The sequence below is a fragment of the Nonomuraea sp. NPDC050733 genome, from assembly GCF_040654215.1.
GTDB lineage: Bacteria > Actinomycetota > Actinomycetes > Streptosporangiales > Streptosporangiaceae > Nonomuraea.
On sequence record NZ_JBFAHO010000035.1, the window covers coordinates 1 to 16067 of the forward strand.

Here is a 16067-nt window from a genome sequence, read left to right on the forward strand (position 1 = left end):
CCCTCGCCGGCGGCCTGGCCGAGCAGGAGAAGCGGCTGCGCGACGCCGGGGCGCAGATCACCATGCCGCTGCGCCAGGAGCCCTGGGGCGAAGCCTTGTTCCAGGTCACCGACCCCAACGGCGTGATCGTCCAGTTCGTCGAATGGGCCGCCCCCGAACACGGCTGACCCGGCCCCACGCCAAAGGCCCCATCACCCGGCATTGTCTCCGACCTCGGCCCTGGCCCGCCCGTGCGCTGGCTGAGCTCGTCGCCCGACCTCTCTCCGAAAGGAGCCCCTCCTGACGCCGGACCCGGTGACCGTGCACCCGACCGCCCACGAGCGAGTGGTCTTTCTCGAACCGCTGGTCAGCTCGCCAACGATCACCGTCGGTGAGTACTGCCCCCCTCAGCCTCTGCGGACGGTTCTGAAGGCGGCGTCGACCAGGCCCACACGGTGCGCGACCACCGCCGCCTGGATGCGGTTGCGCAGTCCCAGCTTCTCCATCACCCCCGCCACGTGCGTCTTCACCGTCGTCACTCCGATGTGCAGCTCGTCGGCGATCTCAGCGTTCGACAACCCCGTCCCCAGCAGTGCCAGCACGTCCAGCTCCCGCTCCGTCAACCCCGCCGGCGTGGGCAGGTCCGCGTGTGCCTGGGCGTCGAGCGCCCGTTCCACGACCCGGCGCAGAACGGACGGCGCCAGGAGCGGTTCTCCCGCCGCGGCCCGCCGGACAGCCTCCACCATCCGCTCGGCCTCGTCGTCCTTCAGCAGGAACCCGATCGCTCCCGCCCGCAGCGCCGCGTACACGTCGGCGTCCTCGGCGAAGGTGGTCAGGACGACGATCCTGGCCGCGGGACTGGAGGACAGGACACGCTTGATGGCCTCGAGACCGTCGACCCTGGGCATGCGCAGGTCCATGAGGATGACGTCGGGCTTGTGCAGCTCTGCCAGGTGTACGGCCTTGGCCCCGTCATCCGCCTCGCCGACCACCTCCATGTCGCCGCTCGCCTGCAGCAGCATGCGCACGCCCGCTCGGACCAGAGCCTGGTCGTCGGCCACGACGACGCGGATCACGCCGTCTCCCTGGTGGGCAGCAGGACGGTCAGCAGCCAGCCGCCGTCCTCGTCGGGACCGGCGGTGAGGGTGCCGCCGAGCGCGCGGGCGCGTTCGCGCATGCCGCGCAGCCCCTGCCCGGAGGAGGGCAGGCTGCGCCAGGCGGTGGGCGGGCGACCGTTGCGCACCTCGACGGCCAGCCCGTCGGCGGCCGAGGTGAGGCGTACCCGCACTTTCGTGCCCGGGCCCGCGTGTTTGAGCACGTTGGTGAGACCTTCCTGGATGATCCTGGCGGCGGAGGCACGGGCAACGAGAGGCGCCCGCTCCACTTCCGGGCCGACGTCGAGCTCGACGAGCAATCCTGCCGCGCTCATGCGTTCCGCCGACTCGCGCACCACGTCGGCGGGGTCGGCCGGGTCGGCCGGCAGGTTGGGCCGTTTGTCGGGATCGCGCAGCAGGTCGAGCAGGCCGCGCAGATCTTCGAGCACCTGGTGGCCGGTGTCACGGATGTCGGTGAGCGCCTGGGCGGAGGGCCCGTCGGGGTCGGCGTAGCGGGCGGCGCCGGCTCGCAGGGCCATGGCGCCGACGTGGTGGGCGACGATGTCGTGCACCTCGCGGGCGATGCTCTCGCGCTCGGCCAGCTGGTCGGCGCGCACCTGGGCCAGCGCGAGCCGCTGCGACTCGCGTACGCGCAACCGTTCCGCCTCGCCCGCGGCCTGCCTGACCCGCAGGTAGCGGCCGATCGCCAAGGGAGCGACGACGAGCGTCATCAGCACCACGACGCGCATCGGCTGGACCTCGGCGCCCGGCCCGACGATGCCGATGGCGACGGTGAAGAGGGCGACGGTGAGGACGGCGACGAGGTAGACGACGAGCGTCCAGAGCCAGGAGGCCACGCGCATGGCGAACACGCCGGCGGCGATGAGGACGAGCATGACGCAGGTGGCCGTCGCCGCCTCGAAGTACTGGTCGGCCAGCAGCATGAGGGCGACCTGCAGGACGAACACCAGCCCCGGCAGACGCCGCGCGACGCCGAGGGACAGGCCCGCGAGCACCACCAGCGATCCGATGACCCAGACAGGCCGGCCGGAGGCGTCCCACTCCGTCCAGGTGTTCAGGACGGTCAGGGCGACGCCGCCGCCGGCCAGCAGCACGTCGGGGGTGATGTCGCGCTCGGTGAGGCGTCCGGCCGGGCCTCGCAGGTAGGCGCCGATGAGGACGGGCACGACGGCGGCGCCGGCGGAGTACCACCACGAGTTGGCGGTGAAGGCGAGGCCGGGGTCGGCGAGGTTGAAGCCGGTGGCCACGGCGCCGAGCGCGGCGGAGCAGAGGACAGCGAGCGGGCGCGCCCTGTAGGCGACGACGCCGAGGCAGGCCAGGAGGAGGATCTGCACGGTGTTGACGGTGAAGGCGCTGAGCTGGTCGGTGAGGATGAGCAGCCCGGACAGGTAGGCGGCCACCGGTACCGGCCACCGCCGTACGAACCCCATGGGAACCCCGGCGAGCACGGAGAACCCGGCGCAGACCACCACGGGCGCCGAGGAGGTGCCCCAGGTGTGCCATGTGCTCATGACGTCAAAGCCGATGGCGGCCGCCACCAGCAGAACGTCCAGAGCCTGACCACGCCGTCGCATGCGTCAACGGTATCCAGGACGTCACGGAGGTCGATCCTCCACAAGGAGGAAGCCGCCTCCTCCAACTGGCCGCAAGTCCGGGCGCCCCGTCTCAGAGTGGCGGGCGTACGGGTACCTCTACCTGGTCCGGCTGGACGTGGACCCGTGGTGGTACCCGCACACCGGCACCCCCGCCGAGCAGGCAGCTCAGCGGTGCAGCGTCCGGAACAGCGTGATCCACTGATCCGGGTGGACGAAGGCCACGACCGTGTCCGGGGCGATGCCCGCGGCGCGGAAGGCCTGGGGGACATTTCGGTAGTGCGGTTCGAGTGAGGCGCGCAACGAGCCGCCGACACCGGTGAAGCCCAGCTCCACCAGCTCCCGGTAGGCCCGCTCGTCCACGACCAGCGGGTCCGGCCGCCGGACGATGCGCAGGATGGCCGAGTCGACCGAGGGCACCGGGCGGAAGCTGGTCCGTTCGACGCGCCCGAGCAGCTCCCAGGTGAACCACGGCCAGTTGAGCACCGTGACCAGGCTCCAGCGGCCGAAGTCGCCCGAGCGCTTGCGCGCGTACTCGAGCTGGGTGAGCAGGGTCGCGGAGGTGAGGTGCTCGGCTGTCAGGCACCAGTTCACGATCTTCGAGGTGATCGAGTACGGGATGTTGCCGACGACCGCGAACGGCTTCGCCGGCGGCCGGGCCGCGGTGAAGTCGCCCTTCACGATCTCGATGCCCGAGCTGTCACGGGTTCTGGCCCGCAGCTTGGCCGCGAGCAGCGGGTCGAGCTCGTAGCCGATGACGTGGGCGCCGGTCGAGGCCAGCGCCGTGGTCAGGACGCCTTCACCGGAGCCGGGTTCCAGAATCAGCCCGGCGGGTTCCGCCGCCTTGACGACCTGCTCGACGGCATGCCGATCGACCAGGAAATTCTGGGAGAGCTCGCGTCTGGCCCGATCTCTGGGCGTGCGACCGCCGCCCTTCTTCTGGGCGGTCTTCTTCTGTGCGTGCTTCTGGGTGTGGGAATATTCGCCGAATGCGAAAGACTGCGCCACAGCAGTTGCCCTTCTGGGTCTTCGAGAGAAAGGGAATCTCGAAGGGCCCCGGGCACGCCGGAGGCGATGGGGGGATCGCTCCTAGCGGGCCTGGGCCCGGCCGGAGCGGATGCGAGTGAAGCAGATGCAGAAGCATGTCATGCGCGAGACCATAGGGAACGGCCCATCTCGACGCAACGTTTTTTCAGGGAGCGGACGCACCGACCTCTCCGTGGTACGTACCTTGGCGACTCCGCATGTCGGCTGCTTCAGCCGACCGCAACTCTTCGCGGAGCTGCTGTCAGACCTCGCCTGAGGCATCCCGACGCCCCCGCCGCCGATCGATGGCGGTGGCGCCCGGCAGCTCCTCCCATGGTGGAGGGGTTTCCGGGGCGGCCTGCAGGTAGGTGAGTACCGCCAGCACCCGCCGGTTGTGGTCGTCGGACGGCGGCAGGCCGAGCTTGGCGAAGATGTTGTTGGTGTGCTTGCCGATCGCCTTGTCCGTGACCTGGAACCTGGCGGCGATCGCCATGTTGGACAACCCCTCCGCCATCAACGCCAGCACCTCCCGCTCCCGAGGAGTCAGCTCACCCAGCGGCTCGTCGCGGCTGTGACGGCTCAGGAGCTGCGAGATCACCTCAGGATCCATCACGGTGCCGCCGGCTGCCACCTGACGCACCGCGTCCACGAACCGGTCGACGTCGCCGACGCGATCCTTGAGCAGGTAACCAACCCCACCAGGCCGGTCGGAGAGCAGCTCGCGGGCGTACAACTGCTCCACGTACTGCGAAAGGATCAACACCGGCAGACCCGGCACCAGCCGCCGCGCCTCCAGGGCGGCGCGCAGCCCCTCGTCGGTGTAGCCGGGGGGCAGCCGCACATCGACCACGGCGACATCCGGACGGCCATGAACGAGCGCGTCGAGCAGCATCGGAGCGTTGTCCACCGCCTTGACCACCTCGAAGCCGTACGCCGTCAGCAGGCGGATCAGCCCGTCCCTGAGCAGGGCGAGATCTTCGGCTATGACGACGCGCACGGCAACTCCATGGTGAGTTCGGTGGGCCCGCCGAGCGGACTTCGGACGATGAGCCGGCCGTCGAAGGCCGACAGACGTGCGTCGATGCCCCGGATGCCGCTGCCGCCGGCCCGGTCGGCCCCGCCGCGGCCATCGTCGCACACCTTCACGCGAAGCAGGCCGCCCACGTGGGACATTCGCAACCACACACGCGACGCGCCGCTGTGCTTGGCCACGTTGGTGAGCGCCTCGGCGACGGCGAAGTAGACCGCGGACTCGACCGGCGCCTCCAACCGGCCCGGCAGCTCGATCTCGACCGTCACCGGCACCGGGCACAGCAGTGCGGCGGCCTGGATCGCGCCGGCCAGACCGCGGTCGGTCAGCACCGGAGGATGGATGCCGCGCACCAGGTCACGCAGGTCGGTCAGCGCCTGGCCGGCGACCTCCCTGGCCTCGTCGATCATCAGCCGGGCCTGGGCGGGATCGGGGGCGTTGCGGGCCAGACCCAGATTCATCCGGATCGCGATCAGCTTGGCCTGCGCGCCGTCGTGCAGGTCGCGTTCGATCCGGCGCAGCTCGGCCGCCTGCGCGTCCACCACTACGGCCCGGGACTCGGTCAGTTGCCGGATGCGCGCGGCCGGGGTCGCGTCAGGCAGGAGCAGCATCCCCGCCAGCCGCGCCTGCCAGGTGCGCAGCACGGGAACGGCCATGACGGTGATCACCGCGATGGCCCCGACGGCCACGCTGAAGGCCATCGTGGTCAGGCCGTCGGTCACGACCACCTGCACCCGCGAGAAGATGTAGTCGAAGGCGGCCAGCAGCGCCCAGATGACGAGCGCCGGGCCGTACCAGGTGAGGCCGTGCACGACCAGCCAGGCCAGGTCCCGCCAGGTGCGCGCGTCCCGCAGCGCGATGGCCAGCGGAACTCGCGGTCTCCTGCGCCACCGGTACAACCGGTGGCCGGCCGGGTCGAGCACCTGGCTCGCCCAGGCGCGCTGCAGCCGCGCCAGCGACCGTACGAGCGCGAGCACACGGACCAGCAGCGGCAGGCCGAGCCCGGCCACCGGGACCAGCGCGAGACTCACCAGCAGCATGGCGAGCAGCGCCAGCGCGGCCACGCCCGTGGCGGCGTTGAGCAGCAGGCCACCACCTGCGGCGATGACATTGCGAATGCCGGTCACGCCGGAAGTCTGCCCTATGCGCGGCGCTCGGTCGGTAGGCCCAGGCCTACCTCCGGAGGTGGGAATCTTCGCCCCGGCCGGTGGGCGCACTCCCATCGAGATCGGCGGCCCGGGCCGGAAGGCTGACGGTCGTCATCCGAGGAAGGGAGGGCAGGCCGTGATCGAAGTGAGCGGGCTGACCATGAGATATGGCGACAAGGTCGCCGTGGACGACCTGACGTTCACCGTGAGAGCGGGACTGGTGACCGGCTTCCTCGGCCCGAACGGCGCGGGCAAGTCCACCACCATGCGCGCCGTGCTCGGGCTGGAGGTGCCCAGCGCGGGCAAGGCCCTGGTGAACGCCCGTCCGTACGCGTCGATGTCCAGGCCCATGCGCTCCATGGGGGCGCTGCTCGACGCCGGGGCGGTGCACGGGGGCCGCAGTGCGCGGGCGCATCTCGCCTGCCTGGCCCGCAGCAACGGCATCGGCCGTGCCCGGGTGGCCGCCGTGCTCGAGCAGGTCGGTCTGACCGGCGTCGCCGACGAGCGGATCGGCGGCTTCTCGCTGGGCATGCGGCAACGGCTGGGGATCGGCGCGGCGCTCCTCGGGGACCCGGGGGTGCTGATGTTCGACGAGCCGCTGAACGGCCTCGATCCCGAGGGCATCCGCTGGCTGCGCGACCTGCTGCGCTCGCTGGCGGACGAGGGCCGCACCGTGCTGTTGTCCAGCCACTTGATGAACGAGATGGCGCTGACCGCCGACCACGTCATCGTCATCGGACGGGGCCGGCTGATCGCCGACACCCCGGTCGAGGCCCTGGCCGACCACTTCCGGCGCGACGTGCTGGTCCGCACCCCCGACCCGGCACGCCTCGCCGCCATCCTGCACGCACACGGTGCGTCGGTGACCCCTGAGGACGACGGCGCCCTGTCCGTACGGAACCTCGACGCGGCCAGGATCGGCGCACTGGCGCTGTCCGGCGGCGTCGCGCTGGCGGAGCTGTCCCCGCGCGGCGCCTCCCTGGAGGAGGCGTTCATGCGGCTCACCGAGGACAGCACGGAATACAGGGCCGGCGCCGGGAAGGCCGTCCGATGATCGACGTGATCGCTTCCGAGTGGCTCAAGCTCCGCTCGCTCCGCTCGAACCTCCACTTGCTGGCCTGCTCGGTGGCGGCCGTCCTGGCCTGCGCCGGGGTGGCGTTCATGATCGGCCGCGGGTTCGACAACCAGTCGCCTGACGAACGGATGACCTTCACCGGCAACGGCGACGGCCTCGGCAACGGGATCGCGGTCGCCTACTTCGTGTTCGCCACGCTGGGCGCCCTCACGATCACCTCCGAGTACGGCACCAAGATGATCCAGACGAGCCTGGTCGCCGTGCCGCGCCGGCACGCGTTGTTGTTCGCCAAGATCCCGGGGCTGGCCGCGGTCGCGCTGGTCGCGGGTCAGATCCTGGCGTTCGCCATGCACGCGGCCACCATGGTGGTGCTCGGCGACCGGGCCGGCCAGTTGCTCCGCGACGGCCAGACGTTGGGCACGCCACTGTCGGAGCCGGGCGTGATCACCTCGGTGATCGTCGCCGGACTGTCGATGGCGGCGTTCGCCTTGATCGGGCTGGGGGTCGGGGCCGCCGTCCGCTCCACCCCTGGCGCCCTGGTCGTGCTGGCCTTGATCATCGTGGTGCTGCCGGTGGTGGCCAGGACGTTGCCCTCGCCCCTGCGCGCCCAGGTCGGCTCGTTCATGATCGAGAATCTGCCGCTCGAGATCGCGGGGGTCGGCGGTGGGCTGCTGTCGCCCGCGGCCGCGGCGGGGCTGCTGGTCGCGTACGTGATCGCCGCACTGACGGCGGGCGCGACGGCGATCGCGGTCAAGGGACGCCGGATCAAGGCTCTGGCCATCGGTACGGTCGCCACCGTCCTGCTGTCGGCGGTGCCCGCCGCCGCGTCCGGTTCACCGGACTCCGGCCCGTCCTCGCTGGGCTGGGCGGCCTGCGCGGACAAGGAACTGTCCAAGGAGATGAGGTGCGCCTCGATCGAGGTGCCCGTGGACTGGTCCAAGCCAGCCGGCAGGAAGATCCGCCTGACCGTCGGCATGCTGCCGAACACAGGTGTCGAACGCCGCATCGGCGCGGTCTTCGCGGTCCCCGGCGGCCCGGGCGCCTCAGGCGTCGAGGACCTGAGCACGTCCGCGGGCAGCTTCTCCGAACTGCGCAGACGCTTCGACATCGTCACCGTCGAGCCGCGTAACACCATCGACAAGGGCGTGCTGCCGTACAAGTGTCTGATCGGTGGTCCGTGGATCACCCTGCCCGACAGCCCCGCCGAGTACGCCGAGCAGGGCCGGCGCAACCGGGAGGCCGCGCAGCGCTGCCGCGCCGCCGACCCGGAGTACTTCGACCACCTCGACTCGGCGTCCGTGGCGCGTGACATGGAGGCGATCCGCGTCGCGCTGGGCGCGGAGCGGCTGAGCTTCATCGGCTCCTCCTACGGCGGCCTCCCCAGCATCACCTACGCCCGCCTGTTCCCCGCCCGCGTCCGCGCGATGGTGATCGACGGCACGCCAAGTCCGTCCATGGACCGCGCGGAGGGCAGGCTCACCAGCGAGAAGTCCTTCGCGAGCTTCGCCGCCTGGTGCGCGGCGACCGCGACCTGCGCCCTGTACGGCCAGGACGTCGGCGAGGTCTGGCGGTCGCTGATCAAGCGCGCCGACCGCTCGCCCATCCCGGTCAGGGGAGAGCCGTCGCGGGTCGCCTACAGTGGTTTCGACATCAAGGAGGCCGCCGCTCCCAGCGTCATCTCGCCCGGTCAGAAGCCCGAATACCCGCGATGGACGCAACTCGCCGAAGCGATCAAGCGGGCCGTGGGCGGCGATGCCTCCGGATTCGCCGACTACGTCCGGCAAGGAACGTACAGCCTCAAGCTTCCCTCCGTCGTCGGCATGAACATGACCCACTGCCCTGATGGCATGGGATACAGCTCCTACAAGGAATACCGCGAAAAGCGCCGCAAGGGGGAGCGGATGCTGCCCAACCTCTCCGGCATCGAGTTGTGGCACCCGCTCGGTTGCGTCGGGTGGCCCACCCGCGTCACCAACCCGTTGGCGCCGCTGCCTGCCACGGGACTGCCGCCGTTCCTCGGCGTCGGCTCCTGGACCGACTTCGACCAGAGCGCGGACATCGTGCGGCGCGTACCCGGCTCGGCGGCGGTCCTCTACGACGGGCACGGCCACGCGCTCTACAACAGTGGCGTCTCGTGCATCATCGGTCACGTCAACCGCTACCTGACCAGACTGCGCCTCCCCCCACCCGGCACGGTGTGCCGCCCCGCCGAGTGAAGCTCCGCGCTCCGGATCGACGCCCGGGGCGCCGGTGGTGCTGGGCCGCTCGGAGCGCGGGGCCGGCCGTTCTCCGATCGGAGGACGGCCGCGCCATCAGCCGGAGGTGCCGCAGGCGGCCGGCCATGGCGAGGGTCCTCCTTTTGAGGAGCCTGCCGGACACGACCTGCGGCGGCGCCGACCGCTAGTTCCAGGCGCCCGGCACCTCGTAGGGCACCTTGTCCTCGAGCTGCTCGCTGTCGAGCACATCGCCTCTCAGGGGCAGCAGAACGGTGACCTCCCGTCCCCAGGCGGAGTAGCGGGTGTCCGAAGCGATCCGCACCGAACCCTTGTGGGAGCGCAGGACGCCCTTGGCCGACAGCCGCTCCACCAGTCCCGCCGAGCTCAGGCGGAGGGTGTAGGAGACAGTGCCGGCGGGCTTGCTCTCGGCGTACGCACCGAAGCGCGAGGCGAAGGAGCGGGACACCTTGGCCAGCTTGTCGGTCTTGATCGACCCCTTGAGCACCCCGTCCTGCCAGGAGGTGCGGTGTGCCAGCAGCGCCTTGAGCGTGCCGGGCTCCAGGATGTCCAGCAGCGGATTGCTGGCCGGCCGTTCGGTAGACGGGTAACGCACCCAGCTCGTGCCCTGAGGCAGTGCGTCGGCGAAGCGCGGACCTGAGACGTAGTCGGCGTGGCCTGACGAGATCACCCGCAGAGGCGTCTCCTCCCGGGCGACGTACTCCTCCATGCCGCGCTTCTTCAGGCCGCTCGACATCTCCTTGCTGAACTGCACACGCTGGGACGTATCAGAGGCGATCTCGCCCTGCGGGCCGAACCCGACCGTGCCGTCCATGTACGAGGTGTAGGACGCGCCGCGACCGTAATCGACCTTTGCGGTGGACACGATGTTCACGGCCTTACCGCGTGTCCATACGACTTGGAGGGCTTTTGCCGGGTCGGTCGCGACTGCTGCCTGCGCGGGGGTGACGGTGAGCTGCGCCAGGCCCGCGATCAGGACTACGCCCACGACGGTCCGCTTCATGACGATTCCTTGAAATAGTGCGGAATGACGCACTAATCATGTGCATAAAAGATCAACTGTCAAGCTGACCAGGCGTGGCAGGGTGGAACGGCCGGACATGCCGCCAAGGTGTCGGGCCGACACCCGCTGATGGGCAGGTGTCAGGAGCGGGCTCGCTTGACCGGCAGCCATGAGGTGAGGAGCGGAGCCAGTTCCGGGAGCAGGCTGGAGCCGAAGATGCAGAGGGTCTGTTCCCAGGGGTGGCCGAAGGTGCCGTTGGTCATGTCCTCGGAGAGGAAGCGACATCCGGGGGTGCGGTCGCTAAGGTCGCCGCCATGAGCGCTCCCGACAGCTCTTGCCACCCCTGGTCCGAGCTCCTTGGACGTATAACGCAGGTCGCCTCGTCCGGCGCGAGCGAAGACGAGATCAGGCAGCTCGAGGAACGGCTCGGTACCCGCCTGCCGCCGAGCTACCGGGCATTTCTCCACGTCGCAGACGGCTGGGGCGGGGGTACGTTGCGCGCGTCAGGCGAGGTCGGATGGGTACGTGATCTCGACGAGCACCTGGCCGCCATGGGGTCGGAGAACGACAAGGACACGATGCCGAGTGCGTCCGATGAGGACTACTTCGTCTATGGCGACGATCAGGACACCGTCTTCTACCGGCCCGAGTATCTGCCGGACATGCTTCTGATCGGGGAGTTCGACGCCGGCGTCTACCTGCTCAACCCACACATCACGCCTCAAGAGGGTGAGTGGGAAGCGTGGTATCTCGCGCCCTGGTTGCCGGGCGCTCAGCGCTTCCGCTCCTTCTGGGATCTCATGAACGACGAGTTCGAGAGGTTCGCGAGCTATTACTCCTAGGTGACGGACATGGTGGCGCGCGTGGTCGCCGCTACCGACGGGTTCCGCTGATCGGACCGGGCGGTGATGGGGTGCTGAGAGTGCGTGTTGGCGCGGTATCAGTGCCGCGTCAGTGGCGGCGGCCATCGTCGTACGTGCACGCCAGAACGTACGGGAGAACGTACGAGATCTCGAACGCGAGAACCCCGGCGTGGAACAGCCCGGAAGCGAAAGGGAGATCACATGTCGCAGGAGAAGCTGTCCGATTTCGTCGAGGTGACGGCCAAGGAGTTCGGCATTCCGGGGGTCGCCGTCGGGGTGCTGGCCGACGGTCAGGAGTTCTTCGCCGCGCACGGTGTGACGAGCCTCCACAACCCGTTGCCGGTCGATGACAGGACGCTGTTCCCCCTGGCCTCGGTGACCAAGACCTTCACGGCGACCGCGCTGATGCGCCTGGTCTCGGAGGGCAAGGTGGAGCTGGACGCTCCGGTGCGCCGCTACGTGCCCGAGCTCATGCTCGCCGATGCGGGCGCCGCCGCGGAGATCACCGTGCTGAACCTGCTCAACCACACCGCCGGGCTGGACTGGAACCTGATCGACACCGGGAACGGCGACGGCTCCCTGGCCGCGTTCGTGGCGAAGATGGCCGAGCTGCCGGTGATCGCGCCGCCCGGCACCCGGGCCTCCTACAGCCAGGCCGGCTACAACCTGGCCGGGCGGGTCGTCGAGAAGGTCACCGGCCTGCCGTTCGAGAAGGCGGTGGCCTCGCTGGTCCTGGAGCCGGCGGGGCTGTCGAACACCTTCTTCGACCTGGACGAGGTCATGATCCGGCGGTTCGCCGTGGGCCACAACCGCGGCGAGGACGGAACGATGCGCCTCGCCCGGCCGTGGACGTCGTTCCCGGCCGGCTCGCACGGCAACAACCCCGGCGGCGGCATCACCTCGTCGGTGAGCGACCTGTTGCGCTGGGCCCGGTTCCACCTCGGCGGCGGTGACGGCGTGCTGCCGGCCGAGGTGCTGCACCGCATGCGGGAGCAGACGGTCGAGCTGCGGGCCAGCACGCTCGGCGACGGCTTCGGCATCTGCTGGTTCCTGCGCGAGGTGGACGGAGTGCGCACGATCGGGCACGGTGGATCGGGCAACGGCCAGTTCGCCGAGCTGCTCATCGTGCCCGAACACGACTTCGCCGTCGTCTCGCTGGCCAACGCCGGCCCGGACGGGTACCCCTTCAACCAGGCCGTCGTCCGCTGGGCGCTGGAGCACTACCTCGGCGTGGTCGACCGGGACCCCGAGCCCATCCCGTACGACCAGGCGCGGGCCCGGGAGGTCGCCGGCCGCTACGAGATCGACGCCATGAACCTCGACCTCGCCACCGACGGATTCCGGCTCACCCTGGAGGTCGGGATCAAGCCGGAGATCCGCCAGGCGTCGGAGGCCGACATGCCGCCGGACTACGCGCCGGCCGGCATCGGGTTCCTGCCGGGGGACGGCGACGAGTACATCGTCACCGAGGGTGGGCTGAAGGGACAGCGTGGCTTCTTCACCCGCGACGACAGCGGCACGGTCGTGGGGGTCGACCTCGCCGGCCGGCTGTTCGGCCGGGTAACGGCCACATCCTGATCGAGCGGACGAACCGGGGCGCCCAAGGCCGTCCAGGCCGGGCCGGTACGTCGAGGTACCGGCCCGGCGAACACGATGGGCGGGTCTTCTACGGCGTCGCCGTCCTGCCGCCGAAGGTCACGACCAGCCGGCCGTCCGCGGCGAACGACCAGCTCAGGGCGCCGGTGTAGGAGGAGCACCGGGACCCGTTCGAGCCGTTCCAGAACTGGTTCGAGCTGTCGGCGTCGCCGACGATCCGGTCGTTGCTGCCGCTGCCGCTGCGGCACGAGACGTTGTCGCGGAACACCGAGGTGCCGCCGTCGAACGAGTAGTTGCGCTGGGCGTTGTCGATGCTGACGTTGCCCGAGATGGACATCGTGCCGAGGTTGCGGTTGTAGGTGAAGCCGTGCTTGCCGTTGTGGTAGGCGATGTTGCGCCGGATGACGTGGTTGACCGCGATGTCCTCGCCGCCGAGCTTGTAGCCGTTGCGGTCACCGTTGCCGGCCTGGCTGCCGTCGCTGAGGGTGCCGTTGTCGTAGGAGAGGGAGTCCTCGATGGTCACGGGGCCGATGGGGCCGGTGTCCGTCTTGGTGTAGAGATCCCAGCCGTCGTCGATGTTGTTGTGGGACACGGCGTAGCGGAAGACGTTGCCGGAGCCGACCGTGAGCTTCGCGGCGAAGCCGTCGGCGTCCTCGCCGTCGGAGTCGGCGTTGTCGTGCGACTCCGCGCTCAGCACGAGGTTGTTGGACGGCCACTGGTCGCGGGGGGTGTCGGAGACGATCCGCGAGAGCTGCAGCCCCGTGTCACGGTTGAAGCGCGTCACCGTGCGCTCGAAGATGTTGTTGCTGCCGCCGACGAAGATGCCGTTGTCGCCGGCACGCTCGACGACGATGCCGTAGACGTGCCAGAACGAGCCGTTCACGGCGAGCCCGCGGTTGGCCGGGTCCTCGCTCTGTGCCGAGAAGTTCAGGACCGGAGTCTCGCCCGGGTAGGCGGACAGCTTCTTGCGGGCGCTGGAGGTGCCGTTGTTGCCCGGCGCGATGGTGACGGTCTGCGAGAAGTTGTAGGTCCCGCCACGCATGTAGATCGTCCCGCCGGGGGTGATGCGGGTGATCGCCGAGGTGAGGGTCGTCGGGTCCGACTGCGTCCCGGTCGCGGAGTCCTTGCCGCTCGGCGCCACGTACAGCGTGCTGCCCGGCGGGGGTGTCGTGCCACCCGCGTCGACGTCGATGTAGTCGATGTTGGGCAGGCCGTTCGAGGTGGTCGGGTTGAACCGGATGGTGTTGCTGCCGGAGTTCACCGGCACGGTGAGCGTCTTGGTGACCCAGGTGTTCCACGCGCCGGTGGCCTCGAACGAGACGCTCTGGACGGTCGAGCCGTTGACGATGAGGCCGGCGGACCGGGCGCTCGTGGTCCCGTTGGCGAACCGCAGGCCCAGCGTCGCCGTCCCGGCCGCGCCGGCGTTGGCGGTGAACTGGACGTAGGCGCCGGTGGCGTTGGTGCCGTTGCAGAAGCCGCCGCCCGAGTACCCGGACCAGTTGCTGTCGATGGTGCCGGTGCAGACCGCGGGCGAGCTCTCCGCCTCGTACCTCGTCGGCGCGGCGTGCGCGGCGGTCTGTGACAGTGCGACGAATGCGCCCGCTAACAGGCTGGCGCACGCGAGGACGGCTTTCAGGCGCATCATGCTGCTCCCATGGTGTTCGGTACGGTGGCGCGGGCGCGTGTCAGAGCGCCGGAGCGTCGCGTACGGGATCGCCTTCGGTGTCCTTGCCCGGGCAAAGCATGGAGACATCGATGAAACCGACGTCAGCGTAGGAAAGCGCTTTCCCCTGGTCAATGGGGGCCGGGTGCCGTCATGGGGGGTGCAAGGCATCACCGCTGGCCAGCGACGAAACGGGCCTCCGGTTGCCGGTGAAACTTTCATGGGTGGCGGGCCGTAATGGGCTCCTGCCCCCGGGCCGGCGTGGAGTCAGGGCTGTCGCAGCGCCGCGTCGAGAATCGTGTCGAGCATCCGCTGCGAGCCCTGGAGCTGGTCGATCAGCTGGGCGACGTGGACGCGCTCGCGCCGCAGCTCGTCGACGAAGGTGGGGCAGCCGGTGGGCACGATCAGCTCGTCCTCGCCGTGCACGCAGCGCAGCACCCTGGCGATGACCGCGGTGGAGAGCCCGGCGGCGAGCAGGGCGCGGATGTGGCGCACCGTCGCGATGTCGGCCTCGGAGTACTCGCGGTAGCCGTTGTCCAGCCGGAGCGGACTGAGCAGCCCCTGCTCCTCGTAGTAGCGCAGCAGCCGCTTGTGCACCCCGGTCTCGCGGGACAGGTCGCCGATCCGCATCCTTTGACCTTCACATGGTGTGACGCCTTACCGTCCCCAGTATCGCTGATCGACGAGAAGTGAGGAGTTGTCGATGTCAGGTGCAGTGATCATCGGTGCGGGTCCTGGGATCGGGCAGGCGGTGGCCCGCCGGTTCGCCCGGGAGGGGCTGCCGATCGCGCTGATCGCCCGGAGCGAGCGGACGCTGCGTGCCGCGGCCGAGGCGGTGGCTCCCAGCGGTGTCCCGGTGGTCGTGCTGCGGGCCGACAGCACCGACCAGGCCGGGTTGACCGCCGCACTGGACAAGGCCGCCGGCGCGCACGGCGTGCCGGACGTCGTCGTGTACAACGCCGCGATCATCCGGGCGGACGCGCCGGGTGAGCTGTCGGTACGCGGTCACATGGAGGCATGGGCGGTCAACGTGGTCGGCGCGCTCAACGCCGCGGCGCACGTCGCACCCGCGATGGCGGCACGCGGCAGCGGGACGTTCCTCATCACGGGGGGCATGCCGGAGCCCAAGCCGGAGTACGTGAGCCTCTCGCTGGGCAAGGCAGGCGTCCGAACCCTGGTCACGCTGCTCGACCAGGCGTACGGACCCGACGAGGAGCACGTGGCGAGCGTCACCGTGGCCGGCCCGGTCGCCCCGGGCACCGACTTCGACCCGGACGACATCGCCGAGCACTACTGGCGACTGCACACACAGCCGCGGCAGGAATGGGAGAGGGAGGCTCTGCACGCCGGGCGCTCATGATGACCGGCACGGTGGCCGCCGACGTCCTCGCCGGGCTGCTCGACGACTGGCAACGGGCCTTCAACGGACACCGGCCGGCCGAGATGGTCGCCCTGTTCAGCCGGAACGCGCTCTTCCAGGGCATCAGTCCACGGCTGCGCCATGGCCCGGGCGAGATCTTCGAGTATTACGACCAGGCCACTCCAGGTACGACGGCACAGGCCACGGTGGTGTCCGCCGCCCGGCTGGGTCAGGCCGTCGTGCACGGATTCGCGGAGGTGACGTTCACCGCGCCTACGGGCGAGGTCCATCTGGTGCGCCTGTCGATCGTGGCCGAACAGGCAGAGGGCACCTGGCTCATCCACCAGTACCACGCCGCCACACGCCTGTGACGTTTCTTCGTG

At 70.1% G+C, this 16067-nt stretch carries 16 protein-coding genes; 7 read left to right on the plus strand and 9 right to left on the minus strand.

The features are described from left to right. Positions 1-35 precede the first annotated feature (35 nt). Positions 36-167, plus strand: coding sequence for a hypothetical protein (locus AB0H64_RS35060; protein WP_357633511.1), 132 nt, complete (start codon positions 36-38; stop codon positions 165-167). 219 nt (positions 168-386) lie between these two features. Here the strand turns inward: AB0H64_RS35060 and AB0H64_RS35065 are convergent, their stop codons facing one another. The 5 genes from AB0H64_RS35065 to AB0H64_RS35085 form a co-directional block, all read right to left on the minus strand. Further along, entirely contained in the window at positions 387-1055 is a 669-nt protein-coding gene (locus AB0H64_RS35065) for a response regulator transcription factor (RefSeq protein WP_357633302.1), read from the minus strand. Continuing rightward, on the minus strand, positions 1052-2668 hold the full coding sequence (locus AB0H64_RS35070; protein WP_357633305.1) for a histidine kinase: 1617 nt from the start codon (positions 2666-2668) through the stop codon (positions 1052-1054). Before AB0H64_RS35070 ends, AB0H64_RS35065 begins: the two co-directional genes overlap by 4 nt. 186 nt (positions 2669-2854) lie before the next feature. After that, positions 2855-3694 carry an ErmE/ErmH/ErmO/ErmR family 23S rRNA (adenine(2058)-N(6))-methyltransferase gene (gene erm / locus AB0H64_RS35075; RefSeq protein ID WP_357633308.1) on the minus strand — a complete coding sequence of 280 codons (840 nt, stop codon included), beginning with the start codon at positions 3692-3694 and terminating at the stop codon, positions 2855-2857. A gap of 280 nt (positions 3695-3974) precedes the next feature. After that, positions 3975-4709, minus strand: a complete 735-nt coding sequence (locus AB0H64_RS35080; protein ID WP_357633311.1) for a response regulator transcription factor — start codon at positions 4707-4709, stop codon at positions 3975-3977. Beyond that, positions 4694-5869, minus strand: coding sequence for a histidine kinase (locus AB0H64_RS35085; RefSeq protein WP_357633314.1), 1176 nt, complete (start codon positions 5867-5869; stop codon positions 4694-4696). The genes AB0H64_RS35080 and AB0H64_RS35085 overlap by 16 nt, the downstream gene beginning before the upstream one ends. Before the next feature lie 157 nt (positions 5870-6026). Here AB0H64_RS35085 and AB0H64_RS35090 point away from each other — a divergent pair, with 157 nt between their 5' ends. Both AB0H64_RS35090 and AB0H64_RS35095 read left to right on the plus strand, forming a co-directional pair. Continuing rightward, a complete protein-coding gene (locus AB0H64_RS35090) occupies positions 6027-6944 on the plus strand; it encodes an ATP-binding cassette domain-containing protein (RefSeq protein ID WP_357633317.1) in 918 nt (305 codons plus the stop codon). Further along, positions 6941-9181, plus strand: a complete 2241-nt coding sequence (locus AB0H64_RS35095; RefSeq protein WP_357633320.1) for an alpha/beta fold hydrolase — start codon at positions 6941-6943, stop codon at positions 9179-9181. The genes AB0H64_RS35090 and AB0H64_RS35095 overlap by 4 nt, the downstream gene beginning before the upstream one ends. Before the next feature lie 184 nt (positions 9182-9365). Here the strand turns inward: AB0H64_RS35095 and AB0H64_RS35100 are convergent, their stop codons facing one another. Together AB0H64_RS35100 and AB0H64_RS35105 are read right to left on the minus strand one after the other, a co-directional pair. Further along, positions 9366-10202 carry a hypothetical protein gene (locus AB0H64_RS35100; protein ID WP_357633323.1) on the minus strand — a complete coding sequence of 279 codons (837 nt, stop codon included), beginning with the start codon at positions 10200-10202 and terminating at the stop codon, positions 9366-9368. Positions 10203-10342: 140 nt separating this feature from the next. After that, complete coding sequence (locus AB0H64_RS35105) at positions 10343-10543, minus strand: DUF2716 domain-containing protein (RefSeq protein WP_357633325.1); 201 nt, start codon at positions 10541-10543, stop codon at positions 10343-10345. Here AB0H64_RS35105 and AB0H64_RS35110 point away from each other — a divergent pair. Together AB0H64_RS35110 and AB0H64_RS35115 are read left to right on the plus strand one after the other, a co-directional pair. Next, entirely contained in the window at positions 10517-11044 is a 528-nt protein-coding gene (locus tag AB0H64_RS35110) for an SMI1/KNR4 family protein (protein WP_357633328.1), read from the plus strand. The two genes, AB0H64_RS35105 and AB0H64_RS35110, sit on opposite strands and share 27 nt — an antisense overlap. Positions 11045-11266: 222 nt before the next feature. After that, positions 11267-12643 carry a serine hydrolase domain-containing protein gene (locus AB0H64_RS35115; protein ID WP_357633331.1) on the plus strand — a complete coding sequence of 459 codons (1377 nt, stop codon included), beginning with the start codon at positions 11267-11269 and terminating at the stop codon, positions 12641-12643. Positions 12644-12731: 88 nt separating this feature from the next. Here the strand turns inward: AB0H64_RS35115 and AB0H64_RS35120 are convergent, their stop codons facing one another. Together AB0H64_RS35120 and AB0H64_RS35125 are read right to left on the minus strand one after the other, a co-directional pair. Continuing rightward, a complete protein-coding gene (locus AB0H64_RS35120; protein ID WP_357633514.1) occupies positions 12732-14303 on the minus strand; it encodes a carbohydrate-binding protein in 1572 nt (523 codons plus the stop codon). A 288-nt stretch (positions 14304-14591) separates the two neighbouring features. Then, on the minus strand, positions 14592-14954 hold the full coding sequence (locus tag AB0H64_RS35125) for a MerR family transcriptional regulator (protein ID WP_357633334.1): 363 nt from the start codon (positions 14952-14954) through the stop codon (positions 14592-14594). Between the two features lie 73 nt (positions 14955-15027). Between AB0H64_RS35125 and AB0H64_RS35130 the strand changes: the two genes are divergently transcribed. Both AB0H64_RS35130 and AB0H64_RS35135 read left to right on the plus strand, forming a co-directional pair. Beyond that, the gene (locus AB0H64_RS35130; protein ID WP_357633337.1) at positions 15028-15684 is read left to right on the plus strand and encodes an SDR family NAD(P)-dependent oxidoreductase; all 657 of its coding nucleotides are present in this window, start codon (positions 15028-15030) and stop codon (positions 15682-15684) included. Continuing rightward, a complete protein-coding gene (locus tag AB0H64_RS35135; protein WP_357633340.1) occupies positions 15681-16055 on the plus strand; it encodes an SgcJ/EcaC family oxidoreductase in 375 nt (124 codons plus the stop codon). Before AB0H64_RS35130 ends, AB0H64_RS35135 begins: the two co-directional genes overlap by 4 nt. Positions 16056-16067: the final 12 nt, after the last annotated feature.

Coding starts and splice junctions, on each gene's coding strand:
- AB0H64_RS35070 (WP_357633305.1), bottom strand. CDS start 2,668: ATGCGACGGCGTGGTCAGGCTCTGGACGTTCTGCTGGTGGCGGCCGCC.
- AB0H64_RS35095 (WP_357633320.1), top strand. CDS start 6,941: ATGATCGACGTGATCGCTTCCGAGTGGCTCAAGCTCCGCTCGCTCCGC.
- AB0H64_RS35100 (WP_357633323.1), bottom strand. CDS start 10,202: ATGAAGCGGACCGTCGTGGGCGTAGTCCTGATCGCGGGCCTGGCGCAG.
- AB0H64_RS35110 (WP_357633328.1), top strand. CDS start 10,517: ATGAGCGCTCCCGACAGCTCTTGCCACCCCTGGTCCGAGCTCCTTGGA.
- AB0H64_RS35115 (WP_357633331.1), top strand. CDS start 11,267: ATGTCGCAGGAGAAGCTGTCCGATTTCGTCGAGGTGACGGCCAAGGAG.
- AB0H64_RS35120 (WP_357633514.1), bottom strand. CDS start 14,303: ATGCGCCTGAAAGCCGTCCTCGCGTGCGCCAGCCTGTTAGCGGGCGCA.
- AB0H64_RS35125 (WP_357633334.1), bottom strand. CDS start 14,954: ATGCGGATCGGCGACCTGTCCCGCGAGACCGGGGTGCACAAGCGGCTG.
- AB0H64_RS35130 (WP_357633337.1), top strand. CDS start 15,028: ATGTCAGGTGCAGTGATCATCGGTGCGGGTCCTGGGATCGGGCAGGCG.
- AB0H64_RS35135 (WP_357633340.1), top strand. CDS start 15,681: ATGATGACCGGCACGGTGGCCGCCGACGTCCTCGCCGGGCTGCTCGAC.